The 19292-nt window shown below is 70.1% G+C and carries 17 protein-coding genes; 4 read left to right on the top strand and 13 right to left on the bottom strand.

The annotated features are described in order from the left end of the window. The first annotated feature begins 1 nt into the window (after position 1). The gene (locus ACU6WZ_RS28910) at positions 2 to 2677 is read left to right on the top strand and encodes a helicase associated domain-containing protein (RefSeq protein WP_447034469.1); all 2676 of its coding nucleotides are present in this window, start codon (positions 2 to 4) and stop codon (positions 2675 to 2677) included. A gap of 255 nt (positions 2678 to 2932) precedes the next feature. Here ACU6WZ_RS28910 and ACU6WZ_RS28905 read toward each other — a convergent pair whose 3' ends face one another. Together ACU6WZ_RS28905 and ACU6WZ_RS28900 are read right to left on the bottom strand one after the other, a co-directional pair. Beyond that, positions 2933 to 3508, bottom strand: a complete 576-nt coding sequence (locus ACU6WZ_RS28905) for a hypothetical protein (protein WP_447034467.1) — start codon at positions 3506 to 3508, stop codon at positions 2933 to 2935. 36 nt (positions 3509 to 3544) lie between these two features. Next, on the bottom strand, positions 3545 to 4744 hold the full coding sequence (locus ACU6WZ_RS28900; RefSeq protein ID WP_447034465.1) for an AlbA family DNA-binding domain-containing protein: 1200 nt from the start codon (positions 4742 to 4744) through the stop codon (positions 3545 to 3547). Positions 4745 to 5357: 613 nt separating this feature from the next. Here ACU6WZ_RS28900 and ACU6WZ_RS28895 point away from each other — a divergent pair. Continuing rightward, positions 5358 to 6161: a hypothetical protein gene (locus tag ACU6WZ_RS28895; protein ID WP_447034461.1), complete on the top strand. Its 804-nt coding sequence runs from the start codon at positions 5358 to 5360 to the stop codon at positions 6159 to 6161. 109 nt (positions 6162 to 6270) lie between these two features. On the opposite strand, the gene ACU6WZ_RS28890 is transcribed toward ACU6WZ_RS28895, so the two are convergent. The 3 genes from ACU6WZ_RS28890 to ACU6WZ_RS28880 all read right to left on the bottom strand — a co-directional run bounded on the left by ACU6WZ_RS28890 (position 6271) and on the right by ACU6WZ_RS28880 (position 8604). Next, complete coding sequence (locus tag ACU6WZ_RS28890) at positions 6271 to 6783, bottom strand: hypothetical protein (RefSeq protein WP_447034459.1); 513 nt, start codon at positions 6781 to 6783, stop codon at positions 6271 to 6273. 116 nt (positions 6784 to 6899) lie between these two features. Continuing rightward, entirely contained in the window at positions 6900 to 7547 is a 648-nt protein-coding gene (locus ACU6WZ_RS28885) for a ribonuclease FAU-1 family protein (RefSeq protein WP_447034457.1), read from the bottom strand. Between the two features lie 112 nt (positions 7548 to 7659). Continuing rightward, positions 7660 to 8604, bottom strand: coding sequence for an AlbA family DNA-binding domain-containing protein (locus tag ACU6WZ_RS28880; protein ID WP_447034463.1), 945 nt, complete (start codon positions 8602 to 8604; stop codon positions 7660 to 7662). 613 nt (positions 8605 to 9217) lie between these two features. Here ACU6WZ_RS28880 and ACU6WZ_RS28875 point away from each other — a divergent pair. Beyond that, positions 9218 to 10021, top strand: coding sequence for a hypothetical protein (locus ACU6WZ_RS28875; protein ID WP_447034461.1), 804 nt, complete (start codon positions 9218 to 9220; stop codon positions 10019 to 10021). A 109-nt stretch (positions 10022 to 10130) separates the two neighbouring features. On the opposite strand, the gene ACU6WZ_RS28870 is transcribed toward ACU6WZ_RS28875, so the two are convergent. The 4 genes from ACU6WZ_RS28870 to ACU6WZ_RS28855 all read right to left on the bottom strand — a co-directional run bounded on the left by ACU6WZ_RS28870 (position 10131) and on the right by ACU6WZ_RS28855 (position 13261). Continuing rightward, positions 10131 to 10643, bottom strand: a complete 513-nt coding sequence (locus ACU6WZ_RS28870; RefSeq protein WP_447034459.1) for a hypothetical protein — start codon at positions 10641 to 10643, stop codon at positions 10131 to 10133. Between the two features lie 116 nt (positions 10644 to 10759). Continuing rightward, entirely contained in the window at positions 10760 to 11407 is a 648-nt protein-coding gene (locus tag ACU6WZ_RS28865) for a ribonuclease FAU-1 family protein (RefSeq protein ID WP_447034457.1), read from the bottom strand. 112 nt (positions 11408 to 11519) lie between these two features. Continuing rightward, the gene (locus ACU6WZ_RS28860) at positions 11520 to 12005 is read right to left on the bottom strand and encodes a hypothetical protein (protein WP_447034455.1); all 486 of its coding nucleotides are present in this window, start codon (positions 12003 to 12005) and stop codon (positions 11520 to 11522) included. A 179-nt stretch (positions 12006 to 12184) separates the two neighbouring features. Then, a complete protein-coding gene (locus ACU6WZ_RS28855; RefSeq protein WP_447034528.1) occupies positions 12185 to 13261 on the bottom strand; it encodes a replication-relaxation family protein in 1077 nt (358 codons plus the stop codon). Between the two features lie 332 nt (positions 13262 to 13593). Here ACU6WZ_RS28855 and ACU6WZ_RS28850 point away from each other — a divergent pair, with 332 nt between their 5' ends. Further along, on the top strand, positions 13594 to 14073 hold the full coding sequence (locus ACU6WZ_RS28850) for a hypothetical protein (protein WP_447034453.1): 480 nt from the start codon (positions 13594 to 13596) through the stop codon (positions 14071 to 14073). A gap of 692 nt (positions 14074 to 14765) precedes the next feature. Here ACU6WZ_RS28850 and ACU6WZ_RS28845 read toward each other — a convergent pair. The 4 genes from ACU6WZ_RS28845 to ACU6WZ_RS28830 form a co-directional block, all read right to left on the bottom strand. Continuing rightward, positions 14766 to 15119, bottom strand: coding sequence for a hypothetical protein (locus tag ACU6WZ_RS28845; RefSeq protein ID WP_447034451.1), 354 nt, complete (start codon positions 15117 to 15119; stop codon positions 14766 to 14768). Next, positions 15116 to 16951, bottom strand: a complete 1836-nt coding sequence (gene mobF / locus ACU6WZ_RS28840; protein ID WP_447034450.1) for a MobF family relaxase — start codon at positions 16949 to 16951, stop codon at positions 15116 to 15118. The genes ACU6WZ_RS28845 and mobF overlap by 4 nt, the downstream gene beginning before the upstream one ends. Before the next feature lie 443 nt (positions 16952 to 17394). Next, positions 17395 to 18180: a hypothetical protein gene (locus ACU6WZ_RS28835; RefSeq protein ID WP_434600244.1), complete on the bottom strand. Its 786-nt coding sequence runs from the start codon at positions 18178 to 18180 to the stop codon at positions 17395 to 17397. Beyond that, a complete protein-coding gene (locus tag ACU6WZ_RS28830) occupies positions 18180 to 19025 on the bottom strand; it encodes a ParA family protein (protein ID WP_434600243.1) in 846 nt (281 codons plus the stop codon). Before ACU6WZ_RS28830 ends, ACU6WZ_RS28835 begins: the two co-directional genes overlap by 1 nt. Between the last annotated feature and the right edge of the window lie 267 nt (positions 19026 to 19292).

Genomic DNA, 19292 nt, shown 5'->3' with positions numbered 1-19292 from the left:
GGTGATCAGCCTTCGAGAACACCAGGTGGATACGAATACGTGTATCCGTAATTGGGTGGGATTCCCTGCAAGAGCGTCTGTGCCCGCCCAAGGACTCCGTGCCACCGTCGTGTCAGCGACCGGTTCCGGCAAGACGATCACGGCCGCTTCGGCCGCGCTGGAGAACTTCCGGGGCGGGCGGATCCTCGTCATGGTCCCGACCCTGGACCTGCTCGTGCAGACCACCCAGGCGTGGCGCCGGGTCGGCCACAGGGCGCCGATGGTCGCCGTGTGCTCGCTGGAGAAGGACGCGGTCCTGGCGCAGCTCGGAGTGCGGACGACCACGAACCCGATCCAGCTCGCCCTGTGGGCCGGGCAGGGGCCGGTCATCGTGTTCGCCACGTACGCCTCCCTCGTGGACCGCGAGGACCCGGACGACCCGTGGGGCCTGCGGAAGGTCCGCGGGCCGCTGGAGACCGCCATGGCGGGCGGCGAGCGCTTGTACGGCCAGTCGATGGCCCCGTTCGGCCTCGCGGTGGTTGATGAAGCGCACGGAACCACCGGTGATCTTGGCAGGCCCTGGGCGGCGATCCACGACAACAACCGCATCCGCGCCGACTTCCGGCTCTACCTCACCGCCACCCCCCGCATCCTCGCCGCCCCCCGCCCGCAGAAAGGCAAGGACGGCCAGGAGCTGGAGATCGCGAGCATGCTCTCCGACCCGGACGGAACCTACGGCGAATGGATTTTCGAGCTCGGGCTCTCGGAGAGCATCGAGCGCGGAGTCCTCGCCGGGTTCGAGATCGACGTCCTCGAAATCCGGGACCCCGAGCCGATCCTGGGACTCTCCGAAGAGGCGCTGCGGGGCCGGCGACTCGCCCTCCTGCAGACCGCCCTCCTGGAGCACGCCGCAGCGAACAATCTCCGTACAGTCATGACCTTCCACCAGCGCGTCGAAGAGGCCGCAGCCTTCGCGGAGAAGCTGCCCCACACCGCAGCCGAGCTCTACGCCACCGAGGCCTCCGACAAGGCCCTGGCCGACGCGGAGAAGCTTCCCAAGTCGTCGATCGACGCGAAGCTCTACGAGCTGGAGGCCGGCCGCCACGTGCCTGCGGACCGAGTCTGGGCGAAGTGGCTGTGTGGCGAGCACCTCGTGTCCGAGCGGCGCGAAGTCCTGCGGCAGTTCGCCAACGGCATCAACGAGCACAACAAGCGGGTCCACCGGGCCTTCCTCGCGTCCGTACGCGTCCTCGGCGAAGGCGTCGACATCGTCGGCGAGCGAGGTGTCGAAGCGATCTGCTTCGCCGACACCCGCGGCTCCACCGTCGAGATCGTCCAGAACATCGGCCGGGCGCTCCGGCCCAACCCAGACGGCACCACGAAGGTCGCCCGCATCATCGTGCCGGTATTCCTGGAGCCCGGCGAAGACCCCGACGACATGGTCGCCTCCGCATCGTTTGCACCCCTCGTAGCCGTGCTGAATGGCCTGCGCTCGCACGATGAACGCCTCGTGGAGCAGCTGGCGTCCCGTGCCCTGACGCGCAGCAAGGAGCGGCCGGTGCACGTGAAGCGCGACGAGAACGGGCGGGTCGTCGGGACCGAAGGTGAGGGCGAGGACGTCGACCAGGACGAGGAGGACGACACGCAGGCTGCGGTGGAGTCCGCGCTGCTGCACTTCTCCTCCCCCAGGGACGCCGCGACCATCGCGGCGTTCCTGCGCACCCGCGTCTACCGGCCCGAGTCCCTGGTGTGGCTGGAGGGCTACCAGGCCCTCATCCGCTGGCGGGCGGAGAACGAGATCACCGGCCTGCACGCCGTCCCGTATGACGTGGAGACCGAGGTCGGCGTCACGAAGGACTTCCCACTCGGACGGTGGGTCCACCAGCAGCGGAAGGCGCTACGTGCCGGGGAACTGGAGCCGCGGCGCAAGGAGCTGCTGGACGCGCCGGAGGCCGGAATGGTCTGGGAACCCGACGAGGAAGCGTGGGAGAACAAGCTCGCCGCGCTCCGGTCCTACCGGCGGGCCACCGGACACCTCGCGCCCCGCCAGGACGCCGTGTGGGGCGAGGGCGAGGCGATGGTGCCCGTCGGCCAGCACATGGCCAACCTCCGCCGCAAGGGCCAGAAGAACGGCCTGGGCAAAGACCCCGAGCGGGCGACCGAGCGCGCGGCGCAGCTCACCGCGATCGACCCGGACTGGGACTGCCCCTGGCCCCTGGACTGGCAGCGCCACCACCGCGTCCTCGCAGACCTGCTCGACGCCGACGGCGTACTGCCCGAGATCCAGCCCGGCGTGCTGATGGACGGCGACGACATCGGTCGATGGCTGGAGCGGCAGAAGCAGCCGGGCACCTGGGCGCAGCTGTCGACCGAGCAGCAGGAGCGGCTGACCACGCTGGGCGTGGAGCCCGCTGAGGCGGCGCCTGCTGCCCCGGCCGCCCCGCGTACGACGAAAGGTCCGAGCAAGGCGCAGCAGGCGTTCCAGCGGGGCGTGGCGGCCCTCGCACAGTGGGTGGAGCGGGAAGGCCCGGACCGGCCGGTGCCGCGCGGCCACAGCGAGACGATCGCGGTCGACGGCGAGACAGAGCCCGTGACCGTGAAACTCGGCGTCTGGATCTCCAACACCAAATCGAGGCGGAACAAGCTCACCCAGGAACAGCTCGACGCCCTGCGGAAGCTGGGCGTCGACTGGGCGTGACACAGGATGCGGTTGGTCGTTACACAGCATGTGGTTGGTCGTTGAACTGACGGTCAAGTGAAGTGCACAGGGACCCCGGGATGTCATGGTTGATTCCCGGGGTCTCGCGCTGTCTCGCCACACAGGCGAGGGCCGCATTCTCGCGGTTCGGGTCAGCGGCGTTCGATGGTCTGGCCCCTGATGGCCGCCCTGTTGCTCGGGGGCTTGTCTTCGTTCCTCTTCTCCGTACCCACGAGGGCCGGATTGGCGAGGGAGTCAGCGAGGCTGGGAGGAGGAGGAGGAGGAGGAGGAGGAGGAGGAGGAGGAGGAGGAGGAGGGGGAGGAGGGGGCGGGTTCCCCTGGTTCTGTGCGTTTGTCATGGCCGTCAGTGTGCAGCACGAGACTGACAGTCGAGAGGAAGATCCCGGCGGCGACAGCGGCCAGAGTGACCGTCCAGCGTCTCGTCTTCCGCTGGTGCAGGGCGTCGTTCTTCTCGAACATGCCCACCCTCGTTCCGGCAAGTTCCCCCAGGGTCGCGCCCTTCGGTGAGCGCCCGTAGGTGTCCAGCACATCCCGCGGCTTGATGTCCTCGTACGCGGCAAGGTTGAAGACCGAGATGCCGAAGCCGATGGCAACCGCGTATGCCACGAAGGCCGCGGCGCCGGTGAACGGCTCGAAGTTCCGGGAGGCCAGGAACTGAGCGGCTGTCGCCGCGAACCCCACCAGGAAGACCGCCTTGGTGTCCACCTTCGCGCCCGACTCCGACTGCCGCGCCAGACGCGCCGCGAGTTCGCTGTTGATCAGCTCCAGGGTCTCCTTCTGATCCTCGAACTCTTGCGGCGTCATCGTCATGTCCTGAGCGTATGAAACGCGGAGCGTCCTCTTCGGCTACAGCCCAAACTGGTTCATCAGGTCCGTGCACAGTTCGTCGGCGCTGCTGCGTCCTTCGTCATCCGCCGCCGCAGGGGAGAGCACGGTGTGTGCGGGTTGGATGTGGTGGGGACGGCGGGCGTACAGCGGCTCGGTCTCCGGCCCGTCTCCCCAGGTGGAGGTGAGGGGCGTCATGGCTCTGGGTTTGTCCGGGGAGATGATCGACGCAGTCAGTTGCAGCGTGCTGTCCAGGCGCAGCTTTCTCTGGTGCTCCTGCGCGGTGGCGATGAAGTCGTAGCAGCATGCCGTCACCAAGCGCTCGGATACGCGGAGGACGTCGTCTTGCCTTGGGAGCTCCGCGCCCATCTCGCGGATGAAGGACAGGTTGGCGGCCATCACCACGGTGCCGTCGTAGTGCAGCTCGGTGATGATCTCCCGGTTGATGGGCGATCCGAGGTTGTTGCACACCCAGCGGCGAAGGCCGGGGCGCGGGTTGAGTCGGGTGTCCGGTCCCATCCCGACCAGGGGACCTGGCACCGACTCTCTCGCATGCAGAACGCGGGCTCGCGTCTTGGCGGCCTCCAGAACCTCCCGTGCCTGATCCCGGCTCATCGTGTAGGCACCGCGAGGCAGGGGCCGTTGCGGCCGGGAGACCGCGATGAACCATGCCGAAGGCACGTAGGCATGCGCGGTGATGGTCTGGTTGGTGAAGTCGATGTGGCGCTGGAGTTCTTCCTCTGCCCGGCCGACGCGGGCGAAGCGGTCGCTGTAGGCCCGCTCGATCTGGTGCTCTGCCATCCAGGCGGTGTGGTCGTTGTCCCGGTAGGGGACGACCGCGGCCTGCTGTTCCTTGTCGCGTGCTGCGCCGCCGTACACGAAGTGCGGTGCCATCTCGCTAGCTGGCACATCGACGACCAGGACGGTCTTCGTCCCGTCGGTCAGCTCGAATATGTCCAGGTCCGGCAGGTAGGGCTGGACGTGGTTGCGGATCCACTGGGCGTACTGCTGCCGGTTGACCTCGTCGGGGTCGATGCCCACCAGGACGGTCGTCTTGTCCTGGACGCCGAAGATGATCAGCCCGCCACGGGTGTTGGCCATGGCGGCGACATCCTTGGCGAACTCGTTCCACCGGCCGTCCCGGGGCTGCTGGGGAAGCATCTCCTTCCAGTCCAGGTCGTCGGACTCCTCCAGGTTGTCCGCCGCGGCCTTGCGGACCATGTCGAAGGTGAGAGGACCGGGCGGGCATCCGAGGTGTTCGTGGAGTCTTGTCCATGTGCGTGCCATGCGCGGCAGCGTAGAGGTCATATCGACCTCTGTCAGGGACGCTTTCCCCCGCGATGGGCGGGCGGTGATTAACACGCCAGGCAACTGATGGCTCACCCTGAACAGAAGAGCCCCCGTACTCACTCGGAACACATCAGGTGCCGCTGCTGTCTGGCGGCCTCCCGGACTCGGCAAGGGGCGAGAACCGTTTCCGCCGACGTCCTGGAGGCCGTTGTGCTGTTCGCTGGAAGCAACCGTCCAGCCAACGGTTCAGCCGCCGCTCGGTGCAACCCTCCCGGGCGGATCGCAGTCCCGCCGGGCGGTCACGCGGGGGCGGCCGGGGAGGTACTGGCGGTCAAGGCTCCGTGCTGCGAGAAGCAGGCCGTACGGCGTTCTTGGCCTGCCGCCCTCTTGCGTCTCGGCTGCCGTGTGCCCGACCGTTTGGGGATCTGTTGTGCAGCTCGGGGGAGGAATGGGCTTGGCGAACAACCGGGTGCGGCTCAGTGGCGGTTCAGCGTGGCAGACGGACTTCCGTCGCCGGACCACGGGCCCCGCCCCGAGGACGGCGATGGAGATCGCCACGGTCCGCCGCACGCTGAATCACACCCTGACCGAACTGAAGCGGGCCATCGACCAGCACGCGGTCGCGGACGCCGCCGGCCTGTACGCCCTGGCGTGGCACCAGGCGGCCGGCGCTCCACCGAGCGAGACCAGGGAGCAGCGGGCGCAACTGCAGGACTACAAGGAGATCCTGGGCTCCCGGCGTTGGCAGGAGGAGGAGCGGCGCCAGGCAGCCGCGGCGCCCCCGAGGGCCGTCGTGTCCCGGCCGAATCAGGCGGTCGCCGCCGTGCCCGGGGCCCGGCCGGGCGCAGCCCGAGCGAACGACTCCGTTGTCCGGTCGTCGGGCCGGAAGGCCATGCCGCCCACGGCACCTCGCCTTCCCCTCGCTCCGCCCAAGGCCCCGGCACCCCCGGCCCCGATCGTGGGAGCCCGTCCCTCTCGCAGGTCGGAGCCGGCGCTCTTGGAGACCGGTCGGCTGTGGGAGATCGCGACCGAACTGCGGCCGCTGCTGGAGCAGACCGCCCGCTCGGGCGCCTCCACCACCTGGCCCCAGGTCCACAAGCGTCTGCCGGGCCTGCCCCGACTCCACGCCGACGATCAGTGCGTGATCCTGTGGCTGGTCGACGAAGACGGCCAGAAGGGAGAGCCTCTCCTGTCCGCGCTTGTCACGGTCGGAGACCGCCAGATGCACCCCCGCTTCCCGGCCGTAGCCGAACAGCTCGGCTGGTCGAGTCCGGCGGGCACCCGGCAGCACACCGCGTGGAGCTACGAGGTTCTGAAGGTTCACCAGCACTGGCGCTACCGGCGCTGACCCTGCCGGGAGCGTTCCTGGCGTGAAGCCCGCCCCGTCGCCTGCCCCGCAGACGGGAACCCTGGGCAAGCCTCCCCGACGGGACGGCTTGCCCGGCCCCGTCCTGGGTCTACCGGCCGCCACGGTTGTCGTAGACCGCGATGCGCAGTTCGCTCATCGCGGCCGCGGCCTGGTCGGCGTCCTGTCCCTGGTCGATGGCTTCCAACGCGGCGGCAGCCGACACCTGGACCTGGTGGGGCATTCCCTCGTAGGCGGAGAGCCGGTAGGCCACCTCCCGGCGTGCCTTGCGCTCCTCGTCACTCACCCCGCCCGGGGCGAGGGGGAACATCGCGGCCTGGTACATGCTCAGGCTGGCGACCGCCATGTCGGCCAGACCTTCCGCGTGGCCGTCGACCGGCGCAACCTCCCGGGCGGGCCGGAGCAGCGCCTGGAAGAAGTTGACGGTCTGACGGCGGGAGAGCAGTGCCCAGATTCCCGCGCCAAGGCCGCCGGCTCCGGCGAAGACGAGGGCCAGGAGCCGGCCGGACACCACGAGGCCGAGCGTGGCCCCGCCGAACGTCCCGAACGTCGCCATCAGAAAGGTGATCATCAGGTGCATGCGTATGGGGAGCGGAGGCGTCATGCCCAGCAGTATGCACAGCGTCACCGACACCCCCGAGGCGGCCGGGAAGCCCAGGCAGAGAGCGGCTGGGCACGCCCCCGCTCAAGACGGCTTGCCCAGGTCCGGCGAGGGCTTGTTTAGGTGGGCAGGCGGGGTGACAGCCAAGATGCGCCCCAGCTCCAGGCCGCCCATGTCTCAGCATCGGCGAACACCCCGGTCCGATCGGCGAGCATCGCGAGGACCTGGCCGCGGGCGAGCTCCACCTCCTGGCGCTCGGCGTCGGTGACGATGCCGAGCCGTCGTACGTGGGCGTACTCGTCCAGGTCCTTCCACTGCCAGGTGGTGAGGTCGGGGTCGATGACGAGGTCGAGGGTCAGGTCGAAGGTGTCGAACCCGGTCTCGGTGCGGCGGGTGGGATGCTCGAAGTTGACGTACCAGTTGCGCAGCCGGCGCCCCGTGCCGTCGGGGACGAAGAAGGCGTTGACGCTGAACCACCCCGTCGGCGGCTTCCACAGCAGCAGCTCGGTCTCCTGCCACCGCCCCGGTGCGAGCTCCCACTCCCCCGTCGCCATCGCGTCGAACGCCTCAGTACGCACCGAGCGGTCGCCCTCCGCGCGGGCCTTGGCATACAGGGCAGGCCAGCGGGCCTCCGCCCCCGGCGCGCACGCGGTCACCAGCGCCTCGCCCGTGTCGGCGATAACCCGTAGAGCCTGCTCGCTCCACACCCGCCCGGAGCGGTGTACGTCGCGCCGAACGACCGTCTCCCCCGTCGTGAAGGTCTTCACCGGTGCCTCCCTCGCGAGCCCGGCCGGGACGTCCGGCCACGCGAGCACCACCTGAGCGCGCGGGGGCGGGGTGGGCAAGCCGCCGTTCGGGGCGGCTTGCCCGGGTCCCCGCTCAGGCGTGCCCGGCCGCCGTCTCCCACAGGGGGCGGGCGAGCCCGGTCCCGTCGCAGTGGAAGCACCGGCCGCCCCCGGGCGTGCTGCGGGCGCCGATGGTGCCAAGGGCGTGGAGCAGGAGCCGGGTGAGGCCGTCGACGTGGCCGGTGTGCAGCGCCAGTTCGTGCCGCTTGCTGATTCGGTTGTTGCACACCCAGCGGCGAAGGCCGGGGCGCGGGTTGAGTCGGGTGTCCGGTCCCATCCCGACCAGGGGACCTGGCACCGACTCTCTCGCATGCAGAACGCGGGCTCGCGTCTTGGCGGCCTCCAGAACCTCCCGTGCCTGATCCCGGCTCATCGTGTAGGCACCGCGAGGCAGGGGCCGTTGCGGCCGGGAGACCGCGATGAACCATGCCGAAGGCACGTAGGCATGCGCGGTGATGGTCTGGTTGGTGAAGTCGATGTGGCGCTGGAGTTCTTCCTCTGCCCGGCCGACGCGGGCGAAGCGGTCGCTGTAGGCCCGCTCGATCTGGTGCTCTGCCATCCAGGCGGTGTGGTCGTTGTCCCGGTAGGGGACGACCGCGGCCTGCTGTTCCTTGTCGCGTGCTGCGCCGCCGTACACGAAGTGCGGTGCCATCTCGCTAGCTGGCACATCGACGACCAGGACGGTCTTCGTCCCGTCGGTCAGCTCGAATATGTCCAGGTCCGGCAGGTAGGGCTGGACGTGGTTGCGGATCCACTGGGCGTACTGCTGCCGGTTGACCTCGTCGGGGTCGATGCCCACCAGGACGGTCGTCTTGTCCTGGACGCCGAAGATGATCAGCCCGCCACGGGTGTTGGCCATGGCGGCGACATCCTTGGCGAACTCGTTCCACCGGCCGTCCCGGGGCTGCTGGGGAAGCATCTCCTTCCAGTCCAGGTCGTCGGACTCCTCCAGGTTGTCCGCCGCGGCCTTGCGGACCATGTCGAAGGTGAGAGGACCGGGCGGGCATCCGAGGTGTTCGTGGAGTCTTGTCCATGTGCGTGCCATGCGCGGCAGCGTAGAGGTCATATCGACCTCTGTCAGGGACGCTTTCCCCCGCGATGGGCGGGCGGTGATTAACACGCCAGGCAACTGATGGCTCACCCTGAACAGAAGAGCCCCCGTACTCACTCGGAACACATCAGGTGCCGCTGCTGTCTGGCGGCCTCCCGGACTCGGCAAGGGGCGAGAACCGTTTCCGCCGACGTCCTGGAGGCCGTTGTGCTGTTCGCTGGAAGCAACCGTCCAGCCAACGGTTCAGCCGCCGCTCGGTGCAACCCTCCCGGGCGGATCGCAGTCCCGCCGGGCGGTCACGCGGGGGCGGCCGGGGAGGTACTGGCGGTCAAGGCTCCGTGCTGCGAGAAGCAGGCCGTACGGCGTTCTTGGCCTGCCGCCCTCTTGCGTCTCGGCTGCCGTGTGCCCGACCGTTTGGGGATCTGTTGTGCAGCTCGGGGGAGGAATGGGCTTGGCGAACAACCGGGTGCGGCTCAGTGGCGGTTCAGCGTGGCAGACGGACTTCCGTCGCCGGACCACGGGCCCCGCCCCGAGGACGGCGATGGAGATCGCCACGGTCCGCCGCACGCTGAATCACACCCTGACCGAACTGAAGCGGGCCATCGACCAGCACGCGGTCGCGGACGCCGCCGGCCTGTACGCCCTGGCGTGGCACCAGGCGGCCGGCGCTCCACCGAGCGAGACCAGGGAGCAGCGGGCGCAACTGCAGGACTACAAGGAGATCCTGGGCTCCCGGCGTTGGCAGGAGGAGGAGCGGCGCCAGGCAGCCGCGGCGCCCCCGAGGGCCGTCGTGTCCCGGCCGAATCAGGCGGTCGCCGCCGTGCCCGGGGCCCGGCCGGGCGCAGCCCGAGCGAACGACTCCGTTGTCCGGTCGTCGGGCCGGAAGGCCATGCCGCCCACGGCACCTCGCCTTCCCCTCGCTCCGCCCAAGGCCCCGGCACCCCCGGCCCCGATCGTGGGAGCCCGTCCCTCTCGCAGGTCGGAGCCGGCGCTCTTGGAGACCGGTCGGCTGTGGGAGATCGCGACCGAACTGCGGCCGCTGCTGGAGCAGACCGCCCGCTCGGGCGCCTCCACCACCTGGCCCCAGGTCCACAAGCGTCTGCCGGGCCTGCCCCGACTCCACGCCGACGATCAGTGCGTGATCCTGTGGCTGGTCGACGAAGACGGCCAGAAGGGAGAGCCTCTCCTGTCCGCGCTTGTCACGGTCGGAGACCGCCAGATGCACCCCCGCTTCCCGGCCGTAGCCGAACAGCTCGGCTGGTCGAGTCCGGCGGGCACCCGGCAGCACACCGCGTGGAGCTACGAGGTTCTGAAGGTTCACCAGCACTGGCGCTACCGGCGCTGACCCTGCCGGGAGCGTTCCTGGCGTGAAGCCCGCCCCGTCGCCTGCCCCGCAGACGGGAACCCTGGGCAAGCCTCCCCGACGGGACGGCTTGCCCGGCCCCGTCCTGGGTCTACCGGCCGCCACGGTTGTCGTAGACCGCGATGCGCAGTTCGCTCATCGCGGCCGCGGCCTGGTCGGCGTCCTGTCCCTGGTCGATGGCTTCCAACGCGGCGGCAGCCGACACCTGGACCTGGTGGGGCATTCCCTCGTAGGCGGAGAGCCGGTAGGCCACCTCCCGGCGTGCCTTGCGCTCCTCGTCACTCACCCCGCCCGGGGCGAGGGGGAACATCGCGGCCTGGTACATGCTCAGGCTGGCGACCGCCATGTCGGCCAGACCTTCCGCGTGGCCGTCGACCGGCGCAACCTCCCGGGCGGGCCGGAGCAGCGCCTGGAAGAAGTTGACGGTCTGACGGCGGGAGAGCAGTGCCCAGATTCCCGCGCCAAGGCCGCCGGCTCCGGCGAAGACGAGGGCCAGGAGCCGGCCGGACACCACGAGGCCGAGCGTGGCCCCGCCGAACGTCCCGAACGTCGCCATCAGAAAGGTGATCATCAGGTGCATGCGTATGGGGAGCGGAGGCGTCATGCCCAGCAGTATGCACAGCGTCACCGACACCCCCGAGGCGGCCGGGAAGCCCAGGCAGAGAGCGGCTGGGCACGCCCCCGCTCAAGACGGCTTGCCCAGGTCCGGCGAGGGCTTGTTTAGGTGGGCAGGCGGGGTGACAGCCAAGATGCGCCCCAGCTCCAGGCCGCCCATGTCTCAGCATCGGCGAACACCCCGGTCCGATCGGCGAGCATCGCGAGGACCTGGCCGCGGGCGAGCTCCACCTCCTGGCGCTCGGCGTCGGTGACGATGCCGAGCCGTCGTACGTGGGCGTACTCGTCCAGGTCCTTCCACTGCCAGGTGGTGAGGTCGGGGTCGATGACGAGGTCGAGGGTCAGGTCGAAGGTGTCGAACCCGGTCTCGGTGCGGCGGGTGGGATGCTCGAAGTTGACGTACCAGTTGCGCAGCCGGCGCCCCGTGCCGTCGGGGACGAAGAAGGCGTTGACGCTGAACCACCCCGTCGGCGGCTTCCACAGCAGCAGCTCGGTCTCCTGCCACCGCCCCGGTGCGAGCTCCCACTCCCCCGTCGCCATCGCGTCGAACGCCTCAGTACGCACCGAGCGGTCGCCCTCCGCGCGGGCCTTGGCATACAGGGCAGGCCAGCGGGCCTCCGCCCCCGGCGCGCACGCGGTCACCAGCGCCTCGCCCGTGTCGGCGATAACCCGTAGAGCCTGCTCGCTCCACACCCGCCCGGAGCGGTGTACGTCGCGCCGAACGACCGTCTCCCCCGTCGTGAAGGTCTTCACCGGTGCCTCCCTCGCGAGCCCGGCCGGGACGTCCGGCCACGCGAGCACCACCTGAGCGCGCGGGGGCGGGGTGGGCAAGCCGCCGTTCGGGGCGGCTTGCCCGGGTCCCCGCTCAGGCGTGCCCGGCCGCCGTCTCCCACAGGGGGCGGGCGAGCCCGGTCCCGTCGCAGTGGAAGCACCGGCCGCCCCCGGGCGTGCTGCGGGCGCCGATGGTGCCAAGGGCGTGGAGCAGGAGCCGGGTGAGGCCGTCGACGTGGCCGGTGTGCAGCGCCAGTTCGTGCCGCTTGCTGATTCGGATCTCCAGCGCGAAGCCTGAATCGTCGATGTCATCCGTGCCGATGGCGATGCCGCGTGTCACGGTGTGGATGAGGTCGTGGACGTGGCCCAACGTCTCTGCCCCGGACATCTCCACCCGCGCCGTGAAAAGAGTGTCGTAGGGATGGGTGACGGACAGCAGCGCCTCCGGCGACTCGAACGGTATGAGGCGGCCGACCGGTTCGGGGTGCGCCGCGCGAAGGCGCGTCAGGGCGTGCCACAGGTCTCCCATGTCGCCAAACCCGGGCTGTACGTCTGCGTTCTCCTGCTTGCTGCGCCTCATGGCTTCCCTCCGGTTGATGACGCTCAGGAGAGCTGTCTACGCCGTGGCCGGGGCGCATACCGTCGCCCCGGCCACGCCGTCCCGCCCAGCGGCGCGGTGACTTCGGGATCCGTCCCGCTGTGCGGCCTGGCGGCTCCCGGCCGCGGCTCCCGGCCGCACAGCGGGCTCGCCCGCTCCCGTCAGCGGCCGACCGGTTCGGGGTAGCGCCGGCGGCGCCTGTCCGGGTCGTCGACGCCGATCTCGTACCAGGGCTCACCGCGCTTCAGCCGGGGCAGGGTGTTCACCCACACCGCGACGGTGATGCCCTTCACGTCGGCGGTGAGCGCCTGGCGGCGGTTGTCGAGCAGGTGCTCCTCCTTCCCCGCCAGGACGACATACAGCAGCGGGAAGCGCTCGGAGCGGGTGTAGCGGTAGCGCTGCCAGAACGGGTACGTGCTCCCGTTGGTGCCGCGGGCTCCTTCCCAGGCGCGGTGCCCGGCGTAGCGCTCGTAGTCCCAGACCTCCTTCGCGAGGCGGGCCTGGGACATGGTGCCGTTGTCGAGCTCGAAGAGGCGCACCTCGCTGGTCCTGGTCGGCACGGCGAGGACGGCGTCGGTGTTGAAGCTGAGGCCGGTCTCCTTGATGGCGTGGTTCACCTCCACCTGCCAGTCGGTCAGGCACTCACGGTCTCCGGACAGGACCGTGTCGGTGTAGGCGAGGATCATCTCCGTCACCGCGACAGCGTGAGGACCGAACCCGGCTCGAACGGCCTTCGCTCCGGTGCCGGCCTTCGGACGCAGCGGCAGCTCATTGCCTTCAGCCAGAGCCTTCTGCCCCGCCGGTGTCAGGTTCCAGATCTGCTCTTTGCCCACCTTGCCGTTCGTCTCCGCCAGCCCGAGCTCCGCCAACTCCTTCATCGCCCTGCGCACGTACGACCGGCCATCCGACTCCTCCTTTGTGATCACCTCAGCCATCTGCCGCACCGTCGCTATCCGCACACACCCCAGCAACCTCAATGCATCAGCCCTCACCTTCCCGGCTGTGGGAGTAGACCTCTTCCCCTTCGCCGGTGTCTCAGGTGAAGTTAGAGAGGCGTCAGCATGCCGGGAGGCCCCCTTACGGGCGGTGTGAGCTGCGGTAATGGGCACGACGTTGGAATCGTTCACGGCACTGGACGCGGCACTGGATTCCAGGCCGCCCGAAGGGCGCTCAGCACCCCTTGTCCAGGTCGAACGCGGCTCCGGGTCAGGCTGTGCGGGCGGAGTGAGAGCGGGCATCGGATCCTCGGTTCTCCGGCCGGCGGCCGGGTCGGTGAGCTGGACCAGGTCGCGCGCCGCTGCGCACAACCCAGTGGCCACCGTGAGGAAGCCCCCCTTGTCCGCTGTCTGATCACCCCGGCCCACCGGCGTCTTCTATGTCCGAGAAACGCCTCGCCCCGGCTGATTTGTCCGTGACCGGCACCACATCCGCGCCCCGGGCTGGCCGGGCCCGGCGGGGGAGGGAGACTCCTCCCTCCCGAGCACCGTCCTCTGTCCACAGGGCTCCACTTTAAGAATCGATCTTGAGGCCGCCGCGATCAGCGAGGCGGCCCGTCGATGAGGAGCCGTCCATGTTCCACAACCCCACCGCGCCGCTCGCCCCGATGACCCCGGACGCGGTGCTCAGCGCCTTCCGCTACCTGCGGGCCATAGAGGCCGGCGACACCGAAGCGGCTGCCGGATTCGCCGACGCCGATCCGCGGATGTCCGCACTGCTCCCGGACGTCGCGCAGCGGATCATCGTCCCGGTCACCGCGATCCGCGTGATGCACGGCACCGACCCGGAACCCGTAGACGACTCCTTCGCCCTGGAGGCCCTCGGGCGGGTCTTCGTGGACACCCTGCGCGACTGGGCGCAGGCCGGGCCGGACTCGGCGGAGGGCGTCGCCCACGCGGTCATCGCCTTCGTCAGGCAGCTCCTCACCCAGGAAGAGCACGGTGAAACCGTCGCCGAAGTCCTGCGCCACCTGGAGGCCGTCGGCTTCGGCCAGGCCCTCGCTGCGCACCCCGCACCGGCCGGCGCGCCCGCGGAGCGCACCACCGGCGTGTAGTGCGCACCGAGCCCGCCGGTGGTGCGCACGGAGCACCGCACCACCGGCGGGAGGCGCGCGCACGATGCGCACCGTGGACCGCGCCGCGCGCATCCAGTGCGCGCACCTCCCGGAAGGTGCGGTGCGCCCCGCGCGCCGCGTGTATCGAGTGCGCGCACCACGTCACCGTTCGCCGTCCGCAGGCGGGGCGGACTCCTATATCACACACCCCCTTGTCCGCGACCTGATCGGCGGCCGGGACCGGCTCTGACTAGGGGAAACGCTCCGGTAGCGAACCTGGTCAAGGAGAGACGTGCGGCCGCCCAGACCTGGACAAGGGGTGGCCGGGTCGGCTGCCCAGACCTGGACAAGGGGTAGGCGGTCGGCCGCCCGGAGCTGGACAAGGGGTAGGCGAACAGCCGGTGCGCACGATCCGGGAGGTGCGCGCGTGAGGTGCGGAACATCGGATGCCAGACATCGTGATGCGCACGGTGCGGTGCGGAACATCGAGTGCCGGGCATCGTCGGGAGGTGCGCACGGGTGCGCGGAACATCGTGGTGCGCACGGGAGTGGAGCCCACCCGGTGGACTCCATCGGGTGGGCTCCACTCTCCACTCGATGGAGTCCACCCGATGTTCTGCATCCGATGCCGGGCATCGTCCACTGGATGCTGAACATCGTGGGTTCCACTCGGTGGACGATGCCCGGCATCGTCACCACAGCCAGGCACTGGAGTGCCGCACCCGGGACAGGGCGCGGGCATCGCGGCGCGCGGCGGCGTTGCCGATCCGGCTCTGCCGGGAACGGGGCCGGCGCGACTCCCCGGCCGCGAGGCGGCGGCGTCCGGCGTCCTGGAGCCGCCGCCGCTGCTTGCGCAGCTCCTCCTTCTTCGCCGCCTTCGACTTCGGTGTCCGGGGCCGCTTCCAGACCGGCTGCCACCCCAGGGGCTCATCGGGCTCGGGCTCCTGGTCCTCGTCGAGCGCGGCGGCCATCTCTTTGTGGGCTGCGCGGGCTCGGGCGAGGGCGTCCTTGGGTCCCGGGATCTCCGGGTTCTCCGGTGTGGTCATGCGATTCCTCCAGTGGGTGTCCGGCCCGGCGTCTGCTGCACGCCGGGCTGCTGGGTGTGTGACGGCGGGGACGGCGCCGGGGCGGGCTGTGGCGCGGGGCCGGGGGCGACGGCGCGCTCCCGGATGCCGTCCTGGAGCTTGGCGGCCATCTTGGCGGCGGCCTCGATCGTCCGGCGGGTCTGCTCCAGCGCGGCAACGTCGGTCCCCTGCTTCTGCTCCTGGCCCCGGCCGGCCTTCCGGTCCGTGCGCGACGGATGCGGGCGAGACCTCGAGGCGCCGGGCACGGCGACGGTGTGCGGGCGGGCACGGGAGCCCAGGCGGTCCGAGCGGCGCACCGCGTGGACCCGGGCGGTCAGCGCTCCGGCTGCCAGGCGGGCCCGCTCGTAGAGGGGAGCGTTCCGCTTGCGGGTCAGCGGGCGCAGCACGGCCTGGTCCTCCGTGTCGCGCGGGTACAGGGCGCGCAGGTCGGCGGTCATCATCCGGCCCCGGCCGACGGGGCGGGTGTAGTCGTCGACGGCCGTCTGCACGATCTGTTCATCCAGGCCCGCCTGGTGGGGTCGGCCGCGCAGGACGTAGGAGAGGTGGCGGCGGGCTTCGGCGAGCAGGTGGTGTCGTTTGAACGCGCCGCGCATCACGTACACCACGGCGACGACGTCGACGGCGGCCAGCACTATGTCGACCACCGGCCGCACCCGCGCCCACACCGCCGCGGCTGCCGCCCGCGCCCGCTGTGCCAGCCGGGAGACGACGTCGGCGCCGAACGCGGCGACCGCCGACTCCCGCCATCCCTCGCGCAGCTTGGACAACGACCGCAGCTCCGTGCGCTTCGGCGGGCGCGTCCGGTCGGCGGCCTGGCAGGCCAGCGCGTAGCCGGCCCGCTCCCCCGGCGCATGCCCGTGCTTCCCTGCGTAGTCGGTCACCAGGACGGACAGCGCGTCTTCGATCTGCTGGCGGCGGGTCGACTGCCAGCCGATGAGCCGCTGGTCGATGCCCGCGATCTCCATGACGGGCCGGCGGCCGGGGGTCACCTCGCGGGGCTCCCACGCCCACCCGAGCCGGGCGGACACCTCCTCCATGAAGTACAGGGTGTAGAGGGTGTCGGCCGCGACGATGTGGGACAGCAGCGTGTCCGCCGACAGGTTGCCCCACGTTCCCTTGTCGTCCGGCCGCCGGGCGCGGATCGACACCACCGCATGATCGTGAAGCAGCGGCCTCGCCTCGGCAGCTCTGGACTCGTAGTGCCGGAACACCGCGACGATCAGCCCGCCGTCCCGGATCGGCCTGCGGCGCTTGCCGCCGCTTCCCGACCGGATCTGCGCGACCGACTCCCCCACCCACGCCAGCGTCTTGTCCACGGAGATGTCCTGGCACAGCTCCAGCACCCGACGGGTCTCGTCATCCATCAGCGCCCACGCGATGTGGGCCGTCGGCGACGGCCGGAACGTGAGGTCCATGCCCAGCCAGGGCCGCCGCTCCTTGGCCTTCTCGGTCTTCGCCGACCGGTTGTGCTCGATGGGCCTGCCCAGCACCGTCGCCCGCCGGGCCTGCGCCGGGCTCTTGCCCTCCGCCAGGCGCTCGCGCTCGATCCGGTCGGCGTCCGGGTGCCGGCCCTCCCCCAGAAGCAGTTCGGCCTGCCGCTCGGTCACCACATCCCCAGCCGTGAGGCCGACCGCGGCCAGGCCCCGGCCCCTCCAGACGCCGGGCGGGACACCGGCTTCGTCCTGGGCGTCGCGCAGCGCCTTGCCCGCGGGGCGGTGGCCGTCGCCGACCATCACGCCGCGGAAGAGGTAACGCCACCCGTCACCCGGGCGAACCGCCGCTTGGCTGATCATCGGCCCATGGAACACCTGGGTTGACCTGCACAAAAGCGTGATCCGAGGTCCTTCCCGCCGGGCGGGAGGCCATCACCAAGTCTTTACCGGAGCGCCCGCCAGGCGGGCCGCCGCAGCAGCCCGAGACGGTAAGCCGGCGCCGGGTGCACAGTCCGCCGCATGACCTACGAACTGTTCCACGGAGACCTCTGCCCGCTGTGCCTACGTCCCCTCACGCTGCGGGAGACCGTCGAGGTCCGATCACATCAGCGGCTTCAGCCCACGCGGACCTCAACGGTTCCTCACTGCTACCCCTGCGCTGGCGATATGGCCCGAGCGCAGGAGTGGGCGGACATGATGCACGCCCGCTACGAGAGTTGACCGTGCCGTGCGAATACTGCGCACCCGAACACACAGCAGGGCCAGTTTCCCAAATTTGGGAAACTGGCCCTGGGACCTCAGCACTACTGGGGGGCGGCCTTCGTCACCGTGGACGCCCAGGAAGCGATCTCCTCAGCAAGACGGCGGGTCTCTTCCGGGTTCTCCTCGAACGCCTTCTTCACCAGTCCTCGAGTCAGGTGCTTCTTGGCGAGGGCCACGGCGTTCTCCAGCTGTCCCAGCGCGCTCGGCGTGGTGGCCGGGTGGTTGGTGCTGCTGAGCACCTCGCCCTGGATGGCCTTCTTCGGGTTGCCGTACCCGAGATCGTCGACGGCTGCCTTGAGGGCCGCCGCAGTGGGCTGTCCGTTTCTCTTGTCGGACTTTCCCCAGGCTTCGCTGACGGCTTCCAGGCCGTTGTGTCGAAGCACTGGCGCGAGGACCTGGACGTGCCCGGTGTTGGCGCTCGCTCCTTCCGGGAGCGCCTTCTGCACCTTGGCCGTGGCGACCAGGAGGTAGCCGTGAGTGGAGGAGTAGTCCCACCGACGCTTCACGTAGTCGACGAAGTTCTCGTACTCCGGACGCCATAGTTCGTCGTCATGGATGAGCGCCAGGGCGGGGCCGGCCTCCCGGCTGAACTTGTCCTTCGCTTGCCGAACGGTGAGTTCCGCATTGTCTTGAGCCTTGCCGATGATGCCTTCCAGCACAGCCAGGCGTTCGACGGCGGTGCCCTCATGTGCGGCGCGCGGCAGCGGGACGAGACTGGCAGGTGTGTCAGCAGGATCGGCTCGGTCCGCGGCCTTCTGGAGGCCACCGCGTCCAGCCTTCGCGGGGGGTGCAGAAGCTGCGGCCTTCTGGAGCAGTTTGGAAGCCATCAGGCGCCCTTCGGTGTGAGTACGTGGTCCAGGATCTGCCCGTACCAGCCGCGGAGCTTCTTGGCCTCGCGGCCGGGAGCGGCGGTGATCGGCGTGCAGGCGACCCGGCACTCCTCCCGTACGGAGTAGCTGACGATTCCCGGGTAATGCCCCTCATCAGCTGTGAGGTGTTCGAGCACCTTGTCGCCGAAGGTTTCCACGAGCTGCCCGTTGACGAAGTGATTGACGGCGCGCATGTCGTCCTTCTTCGGCAGGATGCTCCTCACCACCCCGGCGATCTCCAGCCCCTCGTTCATCCCGCTGCCGGGCGCGCTGACGAACCGGATGGTGCGGAGCGCCTGCTCGGCTCCGAGTCGGCCATCGGCGGTCAGGGTGGCTGGGATGAGGACCTTCTTCGCTGCGATGAGCGCACAGGTGGCGAGCTTTCCGCCCGCTCGCGGCGGTACGTCCATCACGGCGAGGTCGATCTCTCCTTCTAGCCCTTCCAGGGCCCGGCGCAGCCGTGCCTCGAACATGGTGGAGTCGGTCTCGCGGCGGCCGAGGGGGCGTTCGGAGGGAAGCACCCAGACGTTGGAGGGCCAACCCTCGCCCGCCCGCACGATCGCGTCGTGGATCAGTTCGGCCGGGTCGCCAGGAGGCGTGTCGGCCTCGGGGTCGATGTAGAGGAGGTCGTTGAGCGTGAAGCGCGGGTCCTTGACTCCGAGTTCTTCGGTGAGCGTGGCCCGGGGATCGAGGTCGACGGCGAGTACGTTCAATCCGCGTTCAGCAGCTTCGGCCACCATGCCTGCGGAGTTGCTCGTCTTCCCGACGCCCCCCTTCTCCGAGTAGTTCGCGACTGCGTCCACGCCAACCTCCACCTATACGTTCACTTCCGCGCCGGATCGTCGCTGCTCAGGCACCCTCCAGGCAAATCACATGGTGGGAGGCGTGGCGTTGACCTGCGCCTACGGGAGGCAGCGTAGCGGTCCCTGTTTCCCAAATTTGGGAAACGGTCGTGACGTCACCCGGCCTCCGGGCCGTAAAACACAAAAGGCCCGTACCTCCTGCTGCGGCATTCGCAGGGGGTACGGGCCTCGGGGTGTTCGGGGGCGTCAGGACGCCCAGGTCGCGGG

It is taken from the genome of Streptomyces hypolithicus, assembly GCF_052934925.1.
The sequence above is the reverse complement of the archived record's forward strand: the minus strand, read 5'-3'. Positions and strand labels throughout refer to the sequence as shown.

Excerpts from the sequence above, each read along its gene's own strand:
- ACU6WZ_RS28905 (WP_447034467.1), bottom strand. The coding sequence starts at position 3,508 with ATGACGATGACGCCGCAAGAGTTCGAGGATCAGAAGGAGACCCTGGAG.
- ACU6WZ_RS28900 (WP_447034465.1), bottom strand. The coding sequence starts at position 4,744 with ATGGTCCGCAAGGCCGCGGCGGACAACCTGGAGGAGTCCGACGACCTG.
- ACU6WZ_RS28895 (WP_447034461.1), top strand. The coding sequence starts at position 5,358 with ATGGAGATCGCCACGGTCCGCCGCACGCTGAATCACACCCTGACCGAA.
- ACU6WZ_RS28890 (WP_447034459.1), bottom strand. The coding sequence starts at position 6,783 with ATGACGCCTCCGCTCCCCATACGCATGCACCTGATGATCACCTTTCTG.
- ACU6WZ_RS28880 (WP_447034463.1), bottom strand. The coding sequence starts at position 8,604 with ATGGTCCGCAAGGCCGCGGCGGACAACCTGGAGGAGTCCGACGACCTG.
- ACU6WZ_RS28875 (WP_447034461.1), top strand. The coding sequence starts at position 9,218 with ATGGAGATCGCCACGGTCCGCCGCACGCTGAATCACACCCTGACCGAA.
- ACU6WZ_RS28870 (WP_447034459.1), bottom strand. The coding sequence starts at position 10,643 with ATGACGCCTCCGCTCCCCATACGCATGCACCTGATGATCACCTTTCTG.
- ACU6WZ_RS28860 (WP_447034455.1), bottom strand. The coding sequence starts at position 12,005 with ATGAGGCGCAGCAAGCAGGAGAACGCAGACGTACAGCCCGGGTTTGGC.
- ACU6WZ_RS28855 (WP_447034528.1), bottom strand. The coding sequence starts at position 13,261 with ATGCCCGCTCTCACTCCGCCCGCACAGCCTGACCCGGAGCCGCGTTCG.
- ACU6WZ_RS28850 (WP_447034453.1), top strand. The coding sequence starts at position 13,594 with ATGTTCCACAACCCCACCGCGCCGCTCGCCCCGATGACCCCGGACGCG.
- ACU6WZ_RS28845 (WP_447034451.1), bottom strand. The coding sequence starts at position 15,119 with ATGACCACACCGGAGAACCCGGAGATCCCGGGACCCAAGGACGCCCTC.
- mobF (WP_447034450.1), bottom strand. The coding sequence starts at position 16,951 with ATGATCAGCCAAGCGGCGGTTCGCCCGGGTGACGGGTGGCGTTACCTC.
- ACU6WZ_RS28835 (WP_434600244.1), bottom strand. The coding sequence starts at position 18,180 with ATGGCTTCCAAACTGCTCCAGAAGGCCGCAGCTTCTGCACCCCCCGCG.